General features: G+C 46.0%; 18 protein-coding genes and 2 pseudogenes. 11 read left to right on the forward strand and 9 right to left on the reverse strand.

Going from position 1 to position 13,566, the window contains the following annotated elements:
- Positions 1–157 precede the first annotated feature (157 nt).
- From OH458_RS00060 to OH458_RS00070, 3 genes are all read right to left on the reverse strand, one after another.
- Complete coding sequence (locus OH458_RS00060) at positions 158–697, reverse strand: isochorismatase family protein (RefSeq protein WP_269976845.1); 540 nt, start codon at positions 695–697, stop codon at positions 158–160.
- Between the two features lie 9 nt (positions 698–706).
- Positions 707–1,708, reverse strand: a complete 1,002-nt coding sequence (locus OH458_RS00065; RefSeq protein WP_269976846.1) for a metal-dependent hydrolase — start codon at positions 1,706–1,708, stop codon at positions 707–709.
- Positions 1,709–2,049: 341 nt separating this feature from the next.
- Positions 2,050–2,574, reverse strand: a complete 525-nt coding sequence (locus OH458_RS00070; protein ID WP_269976847.1) for a hypothetical protein — start codon at positions 2,572–2,574, stop codon at positions 2,050–2,052.
- A 149-nt stretch (positions 2,575–2,723) separates the two neighbouring features.
- Here OH458_RS00070 and OH458_RS00075 point away from each other — a divergent pair, with 149 nt between their 5' ends.
- Positions 2,724–4,058, forward strand: a complete 1,335-nt coding sequence (locus OH458_RS00075) for an MFS transporter (protein ID WP_269976848.1) — start codon at positions 2,724–2,726, stop codon at positions 4,056–4,058.
- A gap of 44 nt (positions 4,059–4,102) precedes the next feature.
- Here OH458_RS00075 and OH458_RS00080 read toward each other — a convergent pair whose 3' ends face one another.
- The 6 genes and pseudogenes from OH458_RS00080 to OH458_RS00105 all read right to left on the reverse strand — a co-directional run bounded on the left by OH458_RS00080 (position 4,103) and on the right by OH458_RS00105 (position 7,771).
- Positions 4,103–4,324 carry a VF530 family DNA-binding protein gene (locus OH458_RS00080; protein ID WP_005472135.1) on the reverse strand — a complete coding sequence of 74 codons (222 nt, stop codon included), beginning with the start codon at positions 4,322–4,324 and terminating at the stop codon, positions 4,103–4,105.
- 109 nt (positions 4,325–4,433) lie between these two features.
- A pseudogene (locus OH458_RS00085) lies at positions 4,434–4,874 on the reverse strand (RDD family protein); the annotation flags it as partial.
- Between the two features lie 84 nt (positions 4,875–4,958).
- On the reverse strand, positions 4,959–5,432 hold the full coding sequence (locus OH458_RS00090) for a hypothetical protein (protein ID WP_269976849.1): 474 nt from the start codon (positions 5,430–5,432) through the stop codon (positions 4,959–4,961).
- Between the two features lie 243 nt (positions 5,433–5,675).
- Positions 5,676–6,143, reverse strand: coding sequence for a GNAT family N-acetyltransferase (locus OH458_RS00095; protein WP_269976850.1), 468 nt, complete (start codon positions 6,141–6,143; stop codon positions 5,676–5,678).
- Between the two features lie 171 nt (positions 6,144–6,314).
- Positions 6,315–6,893 (reverse strand): annotated as a pseudogene (locus OH458_RS00100) (DUF1826 domain-containing protein); the annotation flags it as partial.
- 278 nt (positions 6,894–7,171) lie between these two features.
- Positions 7,172–7,771 (reverse strand): S24 family peptidase, encoded by a 600-nt coding sequence (locus OH458_RS00105; RefSeq protein ID WP_269976851.1) that lies wholly within the window; start codon positions 7,769–7,771, stop codon positions 7,172–7,174.
- 308 nt (positions 7,772–8,079) lie between these two features.
- Here OH458_RS00105 and OH458_RS00110 point away from each other — a divergent pair, with 308 nt between their 5' ends.
- The 10 genes from OH458_RS00110 to OH458_RS00155 are packed head-to-tail and all read left to right on the forward strand — an operon-like array spanning position 8,080 to position 13,543.
- A complete protein-coding gene (locus OH458_RS00110) occupies positions 8,080–8,337 on the forward strand; it encodes a helix-turn-helix domain-containing protein (RefSeq protein WP_269976852.1) in 258 nt (85 codons plus the stop codon).
- Positions 8,338–8,347: 10 nt separating this feature from the next.
- On the forward strand, positions 8,348–10,339 hold the full coding sequence (locus tag OH458_RS00115) for a transposase domain-containing protein (protein WP_269976853.1): 1,992 nt from the start codon (positions 8,348–8,350) through the stop codon (positions 10,337–10,339).
- Between the two features lie 35 nt (positions 10,340–10,374).
- Entirely contained in the window at positions 10,375–11,319 is a 945-nt protein-coding gene (locus tag OH458_RS00120) for an AAA family ATPase (RefSeq protein ID WP_269976854.1), read from the forward strand.
- 8 nt (positions 11,320–11,327) lie between these two features.
- Positions 11,328–11,477, forward strand: coding sequence for a hypothetical protein (locus OH458_RS00125; RefSeq protein WP_269976855.1), 150 nt, complete (start codon positions 11,328–11,330; stop codon positions 11,475–11,477).
- An 11-nt stretch (positions 11,478–11,488) separates the two neighbouring features.
- Positions 11,489–11,863 (forward strand): hypothetical protein, encoded by a 375-nt coding sequence (locus OH458_RS00130; protein WP_269976856.1) that lies wholly within the window; start codon positions 11,489–11,491, stop codon positions 11,861–11,863.
- Between the two features lie 28 nt (positions 11,864–11,891).
- Positions 11,892–12,215 carry a hypothetical protein gene (locus tag OH458_RS00135; protein WP_269976857.1) on the forward strand — a complete coding sequence of 108 codons (324 nt, stop codon included), beginning with the start codon at positions 11,892–11,894 and terminating at the stop codon, positions 12,213–12,215.
- A 10-nt stretch (positions 12,216–12,225) separates the two neighbouring features.
- Positions 12,226–12,840, forward strand: a complete 615-nt coding sequence (locus OH458_RS00140) for a DUF3164 family protein (RefSeq protein ID WP_269976858.1) — start codon at positions 12,226–12,228, stop codon at positions 12,838–12,840.
- Positions 12,841–12,851: 11 nt separating this feature from the next.
- Positions 12,852–13,118, forward strand: coding sequence for a hypothetical protein (locus tag OH458_RS00145; protein WP_269976859.1), 267 nt, complete (start codon positions 12,852–12,854; stop codon positions 13,116–13,118).
- The gene (locus OH458_RS00150; RefSeq protein WP_269976860.1) at positions 13,111–13,302 is read left to right on the forward strand and encodes an ANR family transcriptional regulator; all 192 of its coding nucleotides are present in this window, start codon (positions 13,111–13,113) and stop codon (positions 13,300–13,302) included. The genes OH458_RS00145 and OH458_RS00150 overlap by 8 nt, the downstream gene beginning before the upstream one ends.
- Positions 13,295–13,543 carry a hypothetical protein gene (locus tag OH458_RS00155; RefSeq protein WP_269976861.1) on the forward strand — a complete coding sequence of 83 codons (249 nt, stop codon included), beginning with the start codon at positions 13,295–13,297 and terminating at the stop codon, positions 13,541–13,543. Before OH458_RS00150 ends, OH458_RS00155 begins: the two co-directional genes overlap by 8 nt.
- The last annotated feature ends 23 nt before the right edge of the window (positions 13,544–13,566 follow it).

Raw genomic sequence — 13,566 nt, forward strand, 5'->3', positions numbered from 1 at the left:
TGCTAAAAGCACAGAAAAGTGCCATCGCCATTTAGTCGATTGATTTGTAACCCTATACATTTAACGACAATCTAATACCCTCAACTTTGTTTAGGAAGCGTGTCCAAACGCCTTTTTCTCACACTTAAGTCAGCATCACAAAAATCTGTCACGATAACTATCTGACTAACTCTAGGATGGGTTTAAACGCGGGATCCCGACAATCTTTGGCAAGTTCGTAAAGACACATTTCCAATCCAGTGACTTCAACGCCGCACCGCATTAATCGTTCAATGGCGAGCCGCACATCCGTCGCTGAGCGTGAAGAAATACAATCGCTAACAAGCTCGACATGATACCCAAGTTCCGTCAAGCCTCTCGCAGTTTGATATACGCAGATGTGAGCTTCAATACCACAGACCAACCAAGAATCGACACTCGCCGCCTGAACGGCTTCTAAAAACGTTGGAGAGTGACAAGCATTGAAAGTGGACTTAGTGATGGCAGCGGTATGAGTTAGGTGTCGCCCAACCTCTTCAACCGTCAGACCCAGTTTTTCGGGGTTTTGTTCAAGCAATACGATAGGCATATCGAGTGCTTTCACACCCAAAATCAATTTTTCACAGTTCGCTATAAACAACGAGCTATTCTCAACCAAACGTGCAAGTTTGCCTTGTACGTCAACAATAATGAGCCCAGTGCTGTCTCTTGAGAGCATATTCCATCCTTAGTTATTCAGTATCATCTTGTAAAACAAACGTCTCGAATCGTCCGTGCTCTCTCGCTCAACAACATATTGGACATGACCTTCTTTATTTGCATTGGGCGACAACTGAATGCTCCACAATGGGTTAATTTGATTTGGCACAATAGAGTAGCGCACATCCATGATTCGCATTGGGTTGTTAGGATCGACAGCAAGGTATCCATTCGAAAAATGAGCAAAACGACCAATATCAATGGCCTGCTGAGAACTCACATCAAGCCAAGAGAAGTCTCGTGCGATATCGAGCTTCTGAACGGACTCACCTTGATAGACTTTTGTGCTCACTCCAGCTCTTATCGCGTCAACGTAGAACTCGTCGTCGGTTTCATACACGACTTTCCAAAGCAAAAGATTGGCAAAGCTGGGTTTGGCCGCTAGCCGGATAGGAGTATGCTGGCGCTCGGTTGCTAACTGCCAAGCAACTTTCTCGACACGTTGTTTCTGAATGCCCCCTAATGAGAGGTAGACCAGCGCCCAAACGAAAGCGGCGCGAGCGAACACTGGGCTACGCCGCCATGCGGCAAGGGCAACCAAGATTAAGACAGGCAACGTGAACATAGGATCCACAACAGAGACATTGCTCCACGCAACACGCTGCTGACTTAAAGGCCAAAACAGTTGAGTGCCGTAACTTGTGCAAGCATCGAGCAAAGCGTGAGTCGAAAAACCTAAAGCACAATATAACCAACTTTGACCAAACGACAGACCGAATCGCTTGGCAAACAGTGGGTACAGAACAACCGCGCAAAGCATACTGCCGATGGGTATGAAGAGTAATGAGTGGGTAAACTGTCGATGGTATTGCAAGTACAGCAGTGGGTCTTGAGAAGAACGGATCAGGACATCTAAATCTGGCGCCATTCCAGACAACATTCCTAGAGCGCCAGCGACAATTACATGCTGTTTTTTACCCACAGATTGGGGTAACGAAGCACCAATTAAGCCTTGTGTTAGTGGGTCCATCAAATCTACTCATCTATCGTGCGTAATACGCAAAAATCTCGCGACATATTCAGGCGTCATGTCTTCTCTCTCAAAGCATAGACGCGCAGCAGAGAATACGTAAATAGAGGAATCTGAAGCCTTGCCCCACCCAGGGCGCATTAGCTAGGAATAAAAGCAAAACAAAGGCTTGAAACCTCAACCTAAGATGGGGGGCTAAAGAACAGAAGAGAAAGGATTGATGGAGTAAGCGACTAACTCGATCATTGGAACAGCGCAGGGGTACTGCGCTGCTCTATGTGCGGTTTCAATCTAAGCCAGCGTCATCTAAAGCGCTGTAAACTAAATAATAGACGCGTGTGCTACTCAGTTAGCATTTGTTCATGAGAGGCGGACTCGTCAGCCGAATTTGCAAATGAATCTTTGAGTCTTTGAGTAAGCACTGGTAAATCATTGCGATAGAAGCCAGCTGTGTAACCATCCACTCGCGGAGGCAGCGACTGCACTATGCTCATCAGGACGTTTTGAGTAAACTCCGCGGCGTCTTCATCGCGACTCAATGAAGCCAAAACATCCACCTCTATTACATTGAGCAGATCACTGGTTAACTGTTCATAGTGAGCAACGTTCTCTGGCGTCACCGTCTGATAAACAAAATAGTAGTTTGCAATACGATATAACGCATCGCTCTCTTTCTGGGACAAACAGCCCGATTGAGTCAATGGCTTGAGGCTAGCCTTGAAGCGTTTTTTCAGCTTTTCAACTCGAGAGCTGAGTGATTTTTTCTCATTTTGCTCCTGAGCTTTCTTCTTGTTGTAGTGATAAAAATAGAACGTAATAAGTAAAAACATCGCAATCAGTAATGCGATAATGAGAAAGAAAGGCATAAGTAACTGATTCAAATAAGGCTATAGTTATTACAAGGTGAGAATTATAGGCAATCCACTCGAAGCAATCAAAAGCTCTTTGTATCTAATGATGTCTATTTCGCAACTTGATTTGAGCTTTGCTTTTATGGAACAGACTGGAGCGACACATGACAGTTAGGGAAATTCTGCTCGTTAACAACGTTCGCTGCTTTTTGATGTTTCGAAGCAGTTACTTTGCCCGTTTTTACTATCCGGTATTTACGCTCCTTTATTTGGACTACGGACTCACGCTATCTCAGTTCGCTATGCTCAATGTGGTTTGGGCTGCGACCATCGTCATCGCCGAAGTTCCCTCTGGCGCGTTTGCCGATACTCTCGGGCGCAAAAAGCTTGTCGTCCTATCTTCGTTGGTGATGTTCATCGAAATTGCCATGATCGCCTTTGTACCGACAGGAAACGCTACACTGGTGTTTTATGTCTTTCTGGTTAACCGAGTGCTGAGTGGACTGGCTATGGCACTGGCAAGTGGCGCGGACGAAGCCCTCGCGTATGACACATTAAAAGAACAAGGCAAAGAAGATGCTTGGCCGCATGTCTTGCAACTGCAATTGCGTATTTCCGCTACGGTGGGGATCATTGTGACTTTGCTTGGTGCAGCAATGTATGACGTTAATTTTATGGCGGCTCTATATGGATATTTTGGATGGGATCAGCCACAAAGCACCCAAGATATTATGCGAACGCCTGTCTATGCCACGTTGTTTGTTGCTTTAGTCGCGATTTATTCCGCTTTTAGCATGGAAGAAGAACCGAAAACGTCACCTGAAACACATCACTCAACAAATTCAACATTGGCAAGTTTGAAGTTAACGCTAAATACCGGAAAGTGGGTCCTCTCTACACCTGTTGTACTATATATACTGCTCTACTACAGCTTATTCGAGCACACGTCGCGCATGTTTTTGACAATGAATAGCCAGTACTATCTCGCGATTCATATCCCGATCATTTATTTTGGTTTAATTGGTGCAGGGATCAGTGTGTTGCAAATTTTGCTTGCTGGCCAAAGCAGAAAACTAGCAGAGCGCAGTGAGCCCAGAGTATTCCTTGTAGGCATGGGGTTGCTGACTCTAACCACTTACTATTTGATCAGTTTAGGCTGGCCAATCTTCGGCTTACTCCCTGCACTTGCGTTGATCTTTTTGACAATGACGATGAACATCTTCATCAGCTACCATTTGAACAGAAACACCAAGTCACACAATCGTGCAACGGTTCTTAGCTTCAAAGGACTCATGTTCAACATTGGCTACGGAACAATCGGTATGTTATATGCTTACTACTACAAACTGTTGTCAAAAAACTATTCCGAACAAGAGATTGAACAACACACCGCGTTTTTGGATTCACTCTCCGCTTTCACTTATTACTTCGCAGCTTTGTTTATCCTTGTGAGCGTCTTTTTCATTATCAGAAACAATAAAGAGGTGATATTTAGATAGCGTTACCAAAACGCTCACAGGGCAGATTTCAGATCGGGAAGGTACTATTTGCAGAAGGTATCGATATAAAGCGCTTCTACTTTATCTCTCGCCCATTGCGTTCGGCGAAGGAACTTAAGCGAAGACTTAATTGAAGGGTTGTTATAAAAACAGTTGATTTGGATTTCGGCATCTAACCCTTCCCAACCATAGTGTTCTTGTAAGCGAACAAGAATTTTTTCTAAAGTCAGACCATGTAAGGGGTTATTGGGTTGTTCTTGGCTCATAACAGAGACTCCTGACGAACGGCTCTAAACCGCTATGGTAGCAGATTAGACCCGCTCTGTTCGACGTTTTATCTAAGATGAACTTTGCAATGCCCACGGAAGAGGTCGTTTAGTCTGTAAACACGAGCTCTTTCTTTTTAGCAACAGAAACTACCTGTGTGCCGGCAATGAGATCATGAATGCAGCGGCGATCCTTTCTAAAAATAAAGAGAATATTGATGATAATCAACAAACTCCCAATAGGGCCCAAAAAAGAAATGATAGTCAAAGGTAACCAACGTTTCAATATCAGCTTTGGCAGACCCACTCGCTGATTTTCCATTGTGACAATGGCGATTTCGACAACGTTTTTTCCAATGCTTTGCCCATACTTATGGAGCAGATAACCATGCAAAAGCAGATAGATTGCCCCCGAGTAGGCAAATATTAGAAGCAATAATAGGGGCGACCCGTTCACGTTTTCTAAATTCTCAGGGAGAAGATAGATACAAACGGGGACGATGAAAATAATAGTAATTAAACTATCTATCAACCAAGCCCAAAAACGCGACCAACGAGAGGCAAGGACCGTTTCGGGAGTAGTAGCTCCCCTATCTCATCATTTTTATCAGTTAGTTGAGCACTCTCCATTGCCTTACTCCACCGACGTTAATTGACAATCCAACGTCTCGCCACCATTGACTGATATCATTCGCATTTTATTCGCAGAGAGGAACTCTAAATCATCTAAGCTAGTATGTGAGTCTGGCACCTTGCGCTTAATTGCGTACGCGACAAAATTCGATTTCTGGTTGTTGGCGACAACCTCGTTACTTGATGACACCGACTTCAGCTGATGTCCTGAGATAGACCATTCTCCTGCTGATTTCACTGTCAACGAAACCGGTTCTTGTGACTTATCGATGACTTCTTCAAATGCAGCACTCATTGTAAAACGGCCATCGGAAAAGTAAGTCGCTGTAACAGTCGCATCTAAAGAATCATCCTGACACAGCCAACTTCCCAACAATTGTTCTTCACTGACATCTGGTAGTTGTTTGGGTTCGATTTCATTGGCGGCACAGCCACTTAAAGCAAGACTTACAAGTAAAAAAGAGACGTTTTTCATTATTTATAGACCTAACCTAACTGCATAACTGAGCAATTCAGTGTTCATCACCCAGTCAATTCGATTTTATAATAATTAAGGCGAGATTTATAAACCACACAAATAAAAAAGTAAATACATTTGGTGCCTATATAACAGAGACTTATATTAGGTTCAGAATAAACGTCCATTTGGTACTTTGCTTTCCAAACAGAGAGCTTTGCAGCACCAAGAGCAATATAAAATATGCCTATGTTCCGATAATCAAAAAGCCGCACACATAATATGCTGAGGCCCAGCTTCTCCACCAAGATACTGTAACTGAGTATCTTCAAAACCAGCTTTTTGATAACAAGAAAACGCACGCGGGTTCTTGCAGTTGACGGTGAGATAAATCGAGTGATAGCTGGCATAGTTTTCTTTTAAATAAGCCAGTAGCGCAACAACAGCTTGCGTGCCAATTCCTTTGCCTTGGTAGTTTTTATCAACCGCAAATGCGCGAAGCCCAATCGCGCCACTTGGACAAAACTCGTAGTTATCCGAATAGGCAACGTCTAACTTAAAGAAACCGACAATATGTTCTTGGTATTTAATTACGTGTAAATGCGTGGTTTCGCAGTCATCCAACAGAAATGCTGCTGCGGTACCAGCAAACTTGATCTGTTCTTGCGCGAGTTCTACTTTCCTTACCTCTTCCTTTTGGTCGCAACTGAGTTTTTCGATTTTTATCATTTTGTTTTCCATCACACTTTATTGAACGCCATTTAGACACTTCATTCTTGGGGATCAACAGCGAACAGCCATGGATTCGCCTAGAGTTGAGATAATATGCGCAACCGCTAGCCACATCAAAAAGTGTCACTCAAATATTTAAGCCAACCCTAACAATCGTCGTTTTCACTGTTAGTCAATCAAATCCAATGTAAGTAGTAAACGGTGAGTGTTTTCTGAGGTCGTAGGCGAGCGATGCACGATTCCTGCCCCTTCATTTCCTTGCCATAGCTCTCCTTTAAGCAAAGCCACATCTCCAATATTCAGCTGCTGCACGTCATTCGATGCTCCATATAACCCTGATAGATCATCCGGCATACCTTGGTTCCCCGCCCCTAGACGCGAACGATCGACGCATTCATCCGCTAACCATTCTGTTGCAACACCATTGTAGGTTGTAACAAGCCGGACAGGCACTTTATCTACATGGAACCGAGGACACATTGCGCCATTGAGTGTTGTAAGCCTTAAACCAGCGCGTTCGACGTCAAATAAGCAGCAAAACATATCAACCAGTCTGGCTATATCATCACCGATGATTTCGAGGCCTTCTACATCATCCAACAAATCAGAAACTTGCTTCTTTGCACTGCTTGGAGTGACAACAATAGATGCTCTTAGACTCGGTTTGTGAGCGACAACGAAATTGGCCGCCTCATGAAGTTCGTTGGCAATGCTACGGCGCCAAACTGCAATATTAACGTCTGGCTGGTAGACATGGCTGTATAGAGACTAAAGGAATGAACAATTCAAAGAGATATGGATCGGGCGGGATTTTGGCGGATCAAACGGACCTTTTAAAATGATGAAGCTAGGAATGATGCGGGGTTTGGGCTTTTTGAAGCTTGAACCCCGCTTTTGTTTTTGGTGCTTTGTGTAATCTTAGCGTTTTGAACAATCCTTTTAAAGCTGGTTGTTTTGGTCTGTTAAATTGAACAGCTTTGATTTTGCTTCGAGCTGTGTTTAAAAACGGTTTAAACTTTTAAATTCTAATCGCCGATGTCTTTGGCGATGTGTACCACTTGGCCTACTACCTCGAACTGATGCTGCTCCTCTTTAGGAATGGAAATTGTCTCATACATAGGGCTGTCGCTTATCAACCTCCAACTTCCTAAGGCGTTTTGGTATCGCTTCACGAATAGCTCTTCGCCGTTTCTAAATATATAGATGTGGCCGTCGGCTGGTTTGTTCCTTCCCAGATGAACTACTAGCGTGTCGTTGTTGTGGATCGTGGGTTCCATGCTGTCGCCTTTCGCCCAAACTATCGCTAAATCTTTTTCGTTAAACCCTCTAAACTTCAACCACTTGCGCCTAAATGCTAGGTGCCTGGTTGGCTCTAGATCATCTGGGTTAAGCGCGCCATGGCCCGCCGATACTTGAACTCTATAACCTGGTATTAAAGCAAACTCTTCAGTGAAGTCTTTGTAAAACGAAATGCCGGAGTAGTTGACTGTTGGCTCACTGACTGAGTCTGTCGCCAAGCCTACTGTTAGGCTTTTTTGCGTTTCGGGATCGAAAAGACTTATGTGGTACTCAGTCGCTTTCGTCCCTTTTCTGCGTCGCTTTAGATGCTCTTTTCCTTCGGACATCTTTGCCAAGTGATCTCTGGTCCATCTAGTTGAAGTTGGAAAGTTTCCGTGCCCTGCAACCTCAGAAGCCATAAACCAAAGCATCCGTTGATCGGCATCACAAACGGATGAATTATCCGTTTGTGTACTATTAGCATCCGTTTGGTGTATCTCTTTGTTTTGTAAGCTCTTATTCAAAATAACGCCTCGTTTAACAATTCGGACAAACGGATGATCAATAAAAAATATCATCCGTTGGTATTGACCCTTTCGTCCGTTTGATCAAATAATGTAGTTACTAAGCAAAGCAACTCTAAGGAGTAACTAACATGAATAACCAAAGAGTCTCGCAGAAAAACATTCAAGAAGGAAGTGATTGGCACCGAGCGGACATTGTTGCCGCTCTAAAAAAGCGCGGCCTTTCCGTCCGTCAGCTTTCTCGCGAAGCTGGTCTTGGAGAAAACACTCTTTCAAATGCGTTGCGTTCACCTTGGCCAAAAGGCGAAAGAATTATTGCTGAAGCGATTGGCATGAAGCCAGAAGAGCTATGGCCTAGCCGTTACCGTTCAGTTCGAGCTGCAAGCTAGGAGGCTGAACATGTGGTTTACAGCAACTGAATTGGCTGGAGTAGTCGGCCTTCCTAGCACTGACCGCAACACTCGTGAGTGCTTGAAGAAGTTGGCAGTTAACGCTCCAGAGCTAGCCAGGAAAAGAAAGGGAACTAGAGGCATTGAGTATCACGTCAGCCTTTTACCTGCGGCAACACAAACGGCTCTGTACAAACGCGAGGGCAAAGTCAAACTCGGCGATCAGGTTCTTGAGCTGCCAAAAGAGAAAAGCACCAAAACCTATTGCCGCGAAGCGCTTTGGGCTCGCTGGGATAGAACCAACAACGCCGCAAAAGAGAAAGCGCAAGAGGCACTAAAAGCTGTGCAAGCGGTTAATGCCCTGGTTAAGAACGGCACCAAGAAGCTTGATGCCTACCACTATGTGGCTGAGCAGTTTGATATGTCTTTATCTACCGTTCGTCGCGCGGTTGCCAAAGTGAAAGATATCGATATGTGTGATTGGGCTCCGGCTCTTTTACCTAAACACTTTGAAAGCTCACAAATCAAAAAATCCAACAAGTTCGCGCACATCACGCCTGATGCGTGGGAGTTCTTCAAGGCTGATTACCTTCGATTAGAACAACCGAGCATGACGGCTTGTTATGAGCGACTTAAAGATGCCGCGCCTATGCATGGCTGGAAGATTCCTAGCCTTAAAAGCCTGAGCCGCCGCATTGAACATGAAGTGCCTATTCAGCAACGCGTTATGTTGCGCGAAGGGCAGCACGCACTACACCAAATGTTCCCACCACAGGAACGTACCGTCGAAGGTTTACACGCCCTTGAATGGATCAACGGTGACGGCTACCAACACAACGTCTTTGTGCGTTGGTTTAACGGCGAAATTATTCGCCCTAAAACATGGTTCTGGGCCGACGTCTACAGCCGCAAGATCGTAGGGTGGCGCTGCGACATCAGTGAAAACACAGACAGCATTCGCTTATCACTGATGGATGTATGCGAGAAGTACGGTATTCCAAAGGAAATCACGCTCGATAACACGCGAGCAGCGGCAAACAAATGGATGACGGGCGGCGTTCCAAACCGTTACCGATTCAAGGTTAAAGAAGACGATCCACTTGGCATCATTCCTATGATGGGCATCAAGCTGCATTGGTCTAGCGTCATTCTTGGCAAAGGTCATGGTCAGGCGAAGCCTATCGAACGTGCCTTTGGTGTTGGCGGTATTGAAGAGTACATCGACAAAACACCGCTGTGTGAAGGTGCTTACACAGGCGCTAACCCAATGGCCAAGCCAGACAACTACGGCAGCAAAGCAATAGAAGCGGAAGACTTCCTGCAAGCGATCGCTAAAGGCGTCGAGATGTACAACGCCAAGCAAGGCCGCAATACCGAAGTTTGCAAAGGCTTTATGAGCTTTAACGAAGCCTTTAATGCCAGCTACGAAGTGGCACCAATCCGCAAAGCAACGGAAGAGCAGCTGCACATGATGATGCTGCAAGCCGAAGCGGTTCGCGTGTCTCGTCATGGCACGGTTTCTTTGGATGCTGGCGGCAGCTTGCAAGGCCGTAAGAATCGTTACTTCCACAACGCGATGATGGACTACATCGGCCAGAAACTGGTCGCCAGATTCGACCCTCTCAAACTGCATGAATCTATCGAGATTTACACGCTTAACGGTGTGCGAATTTGTACGGCTGAATGTTTAGAGAAAGTGGGCTTTGGCGATACGCAAGCCGCACGAGAGCACAAGCGCAAACGCACTCAGTTTGTGAAGTCGAACAAGCTTGCAGCCGAGGCGCAAAAAGAGATGGATGCACTCGAAGTGGCCGCAATGATGAAGCCGCTTGAAGAAGAAGTGATTCCAGAAACCAAAGTGGTTGAGCCGTTCCGACCTGTCGCCATTGGCAATACCGCCGCGCATGTTCAATTCGATGAAGAGCTCGATGACGAATACGAAGAAAACTTCGCGTCTAGCCTGAGTTTCCTTGTTGAGCAGCGCAATAAAAACAAGCTTTAAACCCTTTTTAAACCACCCAAAAACGGAGATTGAACATGACCAACGTCGTTGAAATTGGCAAACAAGAAGCACAGCAAACCGATGTCCTGATGCGCGTTCGTGCGCTAACGGAATCTAAGGTGGTGTCGGCTTCGCAAATCGCTAAGGAAATTAGTGTTTCTCCTGCCACGCTTAGCCAAATCTTGAATGGTTCTTACAAGGCCGACCCAGCCAAGATGATTCAAAAGCTTGAGCGCTGGTTGAACTACCGCGAAGAGAAGAACGCAAAGCCAAGCGTTAACCCAGGCTTTGTCATGACGCAAACCGCGCAACTGATTACTAACGATCTTACTTACGCACAAGTGACCGAATCTATCGTGGTTATCTTTGGCGCCTCTGGTGTTGGTAAGTCTGAAACACTGCGCGAGTACCAAAAGAACAACAACAACGTTTGGATGATCACTGCAAGCCCTAGCCGCTCAAGCTTGACCGAGTGCTTGTATGAGCTGGCGCTAGAGCTTGGCCTTGATGATGCGCCGCGCCGCAAAGGGATGTTGGCGCGTGTTATCCGCAACCGCCTAATTGGCAGCGAAGGCTTGGTCATTATCGATGAAGCGGATCACCTAGATTACCCAACCCTAGAAGAACTGCGCATTCTGCAAGAAGAGACAGGCATTGGAATGGTGCTTGTGGGTAACAACAAGGTTTACACCCAGCTCACTGGTGGCCGCAGAAACGAAGACTTTGCGCGCCTATTCTCTCGCATCGCGAAAAAGCGCGGTATTCACAAAACCAAGCAGGCCGATGTACGCGCCATTGCTGACGCCTGGAACGTCAACGGCGCTACCGAACGCAGCTTAATGCAGCAAATTAGTGAGCGCCCAGGTGGCCTTCGAATCCTAAGTAAAACCCTAAAGCTGGCGACCATGTTTGCCAACGGACAAAGCATTTCAGAGCAAGTGCTACGCAAAGCGTTTGCTGAATTAGAAACCAATGAGTGAGGTGGGTTATGAGCACCTTTCCATTTAATCAAGAATATCGAGCAGCATTTGAGAAGGTTGTTGGATTACTCAAAGTGGCTCAGGAACGAACGCTTTCTGCTACGGAAAGCAAGCAATTGGATGTGCATATTGCAATATGCCGCCGCTATGAAAAGTAATGAGGTGATTTATGGGGAAGTCAATTCATGTCTATCAGGGCATTAAAGGTCTACGAGAAATCTCTAAGCATACTGGTGTCCCTTTAGGCGCTCTAAAAAAACGGGTTAACAGAGAGCGGCTGACCATTGAGCAAGCGGTCGAATTGGGAAAGCTAAAGAGTGGTGGTCAAGCCAAGTATGAATATCAAGGTATTTGTGGTTTGAAAAATATTGCAGAGGCTTACCAGTTTTCTTACGGGACGTTAAAGGCGCGAGTTGTTCAAATGGGCATGCCTATACAAGAGGCGCTAGAAATGCCTGTAAAGGGACGTAGCACTTTGAGTAAGGAGCCTTTTTTAAAGATTGACCCTCTATGGGCGCTGGCTCTTGGAATGGAGATTCGATGATGACGATTGTTGATAAGGGGTTAAACCAATGATGAACCCAACAGAAAAACGCCGCGCGATGGCGAACGCAGTGGAGCGTTTGCAGCGTGAAGGCTCTGAAGTAATTGGATTCGCGAGCAAAGGTCTTGGCATTCCGGTTATCACTATCGAGATGCCACCAACTTGGTTGCTACCTAAAGCGATTCCGATGCGCGAATGCATCAACGGTAAAACCGAAGAGATTAGCGTGGCACGCCTAAGCGGCTGTGTGGTTCGTTGGCTAAATCGCGAACTGCCAGAGGCATACCAAATCACCCAAAACTTAAACCCATTTTCGCCAGAGCTTATCGCTCAATGGCCTACGAATTTGTAAGGAAAAAATAATGACCAACCCAACTGAACAAACCGAGTTTCGCACTAACGCTCAAGGCCACCTAGTGCCTGTTAGCCAAATCAAAGAGATCGACCTTCTGCGTGATGATGTGGTTTCAAACATCGTTGATGCAGCTAATAAGCTGCAAACCGCAATGGCCGAGTTTAAAGCCGCGTCTATGGCGCAGGTTAAAGACTTCGTAGACCTCAGCGCTCAAGAGTTTGAAGTGAAATACGGCGGCACCAAAGGCAACGTTACGCTTCTATCGTTCGACGGTAAGTACAAAGTGCAGCGCAGCATTGGCGAACACCGCGTATTTGACGAACGCATTCAAGCGGCCAAGGCCAAGATTGATGAATGCATCAAGCGCTGGTCTGAAGGTTCTAGCGACCAAATTAAAGCGTTAGTTGATCTCGCGTTCCGAGTGGATAAGCAAGGCAACATCGACGTTAACCAGGTGCTGTCACTGCGCCAGCTCAATATTGATGATGCTGATTGGATTGAAGCGATGGACGCCATTGCAGACTCCATCAAAGTTGTCGGCAAAACGCCTTACCTACGTGTGTATGAGCGCCAAGGTGACGGCCAGTACAAACAGATTGCCCTTGACATCGCCAAGCTATAGCGAGGTGGTGAATGGAGATACCAACCCGATACGGAACACTTCGCGTCACCCTCCATGCACAAGAGCGATGGGCGCAGCGAACTGGGTTAAGCGATTGGGACTTAATTGGGGCGGTGCTTAAGGCGCGCCGCCCAACTAAAAACCAATTGCGTCGAATCATGAAGCGAGAGGCAGGCTGGCAACCCCAGCGAATTCTGGAATGTGAACATGCCTACTTCTTACTTAAGAACAACCACATTGTCACAGTATATGACAAAAGAGAGGTTCACCATGGCTGAATCAAATTACTACATGGACGCGGCTGCTAAAGCGGCCAAAGCAGAGCGAGAAGGCTCTTATTCATACGCTGCTCAGCTTTGGAATTCGGCGTCTTACTCAGCGTTAAGCAAAGAGAATCGCCACTACGCTCAAGCCCGCGTTGACTTCTGTCAAAAGCAAAATAAGGAAGCCGAGCATGTGTAACGAATTACAACGTTCTTTTACTACGCCTCGCTCCTATCGAGCGCTAGAGCGTGAAGTTGAAATGGCTGAAGCCTTGATTGAGCACGATGGCACAGCCTTCCCAGATTCCACGTTTGAGGAAGGTTATATCGCGGCACTTAATTTTGTAATGAACCGACAAGGCTCCAACGTTCGTGAGGAGTACGAGGACTTAATGGATGAGCAAAACCAAGCCGACCAAGCGGCCCTGCAAACTAATTAAACATATTATGGTTCATCGCCGCT

It is taken from the genome of Vibrio sp. MarTm2 (assembly GCF_027587055.1).
Classification (GTDB): domain Bacteria; phylum Pseudomonadota; class Gammaproteobacteria; order Enterobacterales; family Vibrionaceae; genus Vibrio; species Vibrio sinaloensis_D.

What these genes read in the sequence shown, in the direction of transcription:
- OH458_RS00150 (WP_269976860.1), top strand. Translation starts at nt 13,111, where the DNA reads ATGGCTGAATCAAATTACTACATGGACGCGGCTGCTAAAGCGGCCAAA.
- OH458_RS00120 (WP_269976854.1), top strand. Translation starts at nt 10,375, where the DNA reads ATGACCAACGTCGTTGAAATTGGCAAACAAGAAGCACAGCAAACCGAT.
- OH458_RS00075 (WP_269976848.1), top strand. Translation starts at nt 2,724, where the DNA reads ATGACAGTTAGGGAAATTCTGCTCGTTAACAACGTTCGCTGCTTTTTG.
- OH458_RS00140 (WP_269976858.1), top strand. Translation starts at nt 12,226, where the DNA reads ATGACCAACCCAACTGAACAAACCGAGTTTCGCACTAACGCTCAAGGC.
- OH458_RS00115 (WP_269976853.1), top strand. Translation starts at nt 8,348, where the DNA reads ATGTGGTTTACAGCAACTGAATTGGCTGGAGTAGTCGGCCTTCCTAGC.
- OH458_RS00130 (WP_269976856.1), top strand. Translation starts at nt 11,489, where the DNA reads ATGGGGAAGTCAATTCATGTCTATCAGGGCATTAAAGGTCTACGAGAA.
- OH458_RS00145 (WP_269976859.1), top strand. Translation starts at nt 12,852, where the DNA reads ATGGAGATACCAACCCGATACGGAACACTTCGCGTCACCCTCCATGCA.
- OH458_RS00110 (WP_269976852.1), top strand. Translation starts at nt 8,080, where the DNA reads ATGAATAACCAAAGAGTCTCGCAGAAAAACATTCAAGAAGGAAGTGAT.
- OH458_RS00125 (WP_269976855.1), top strand. Translation starts at nt 11,328, where the DNA reads ATGAGCACCTTTCCATTTAATCAAGAATATCGAGCAGCATTTGAGAAG.
- OH458_RS00095 (WP_269976850.1), bottom strand. Translation starts at nt 6,143, where the DNA reads ATGATAAAAATCGAAAAACTCAGTTGCGACCAAAAGGAAGAGGTAAGG.
- OH458_RS00090 (WP_269976849.1), bottom strand. Translation starts at nt 5,432, where the DNA reads ATGAAAAACGTCTCTTTTTTACTTGTAAGTCTTGCTTTAAGTGGCTGT.
- OH458_RS00155 (WP_269976861.1), top strand. Translation starts at nt 13,295, where the DNA reads ATGTGTAACGAATTACAACGTTCTTTTACTACGCCTCGCTCCTATCGA.
- OH458_RS00105 (WP_269976851.1), bottom strand. Translation starts at nt 7,771, where the DNA reads ATGTCCGAAGGAAAAGAGCATCTAAAGCGACGCAGAAAAGGGACGAAA.
- OH458_RS00070 (WP_269976847.1), bottom strand. Translation starts at nt 2,574, where the DNA reads ATGCCTTTCTTTCTCATTATCGCATTACTGATTGCGATGTTTTTACTT.
- OH458_RS00060 (WP_269976845.1), bottom strand. Translation starts at nt 697, where the DNA reads ATGCTCTCAAGAGACAGCACTGGGCTCATTATTGTTGACGTACAAGGC.
- OH458_RS00080 (WP_005472135.1), bottom strand. Translation starts at nt 4,324, where the DNA reads ATGAGCCAAGAACAACCCAATAACCCCTTACATGGTCTGACTTTAGAA.
- OH458_RS00135 (WP_269976857.1), top strand. Translation starts at nt 11,892, where the DNA reads ATGATGAACCCAACAGAAAAACGCCGCGCGATGGCGAACGCAGTGGAG.
- OH458_RS00065 (WP_269976846.1), bottom strand. Translation starts at nt 1,708, where the DNA reads ATGGACCCACTAACACAAGGCTTAATTGGTGCTTCGTTACCCCAATCT.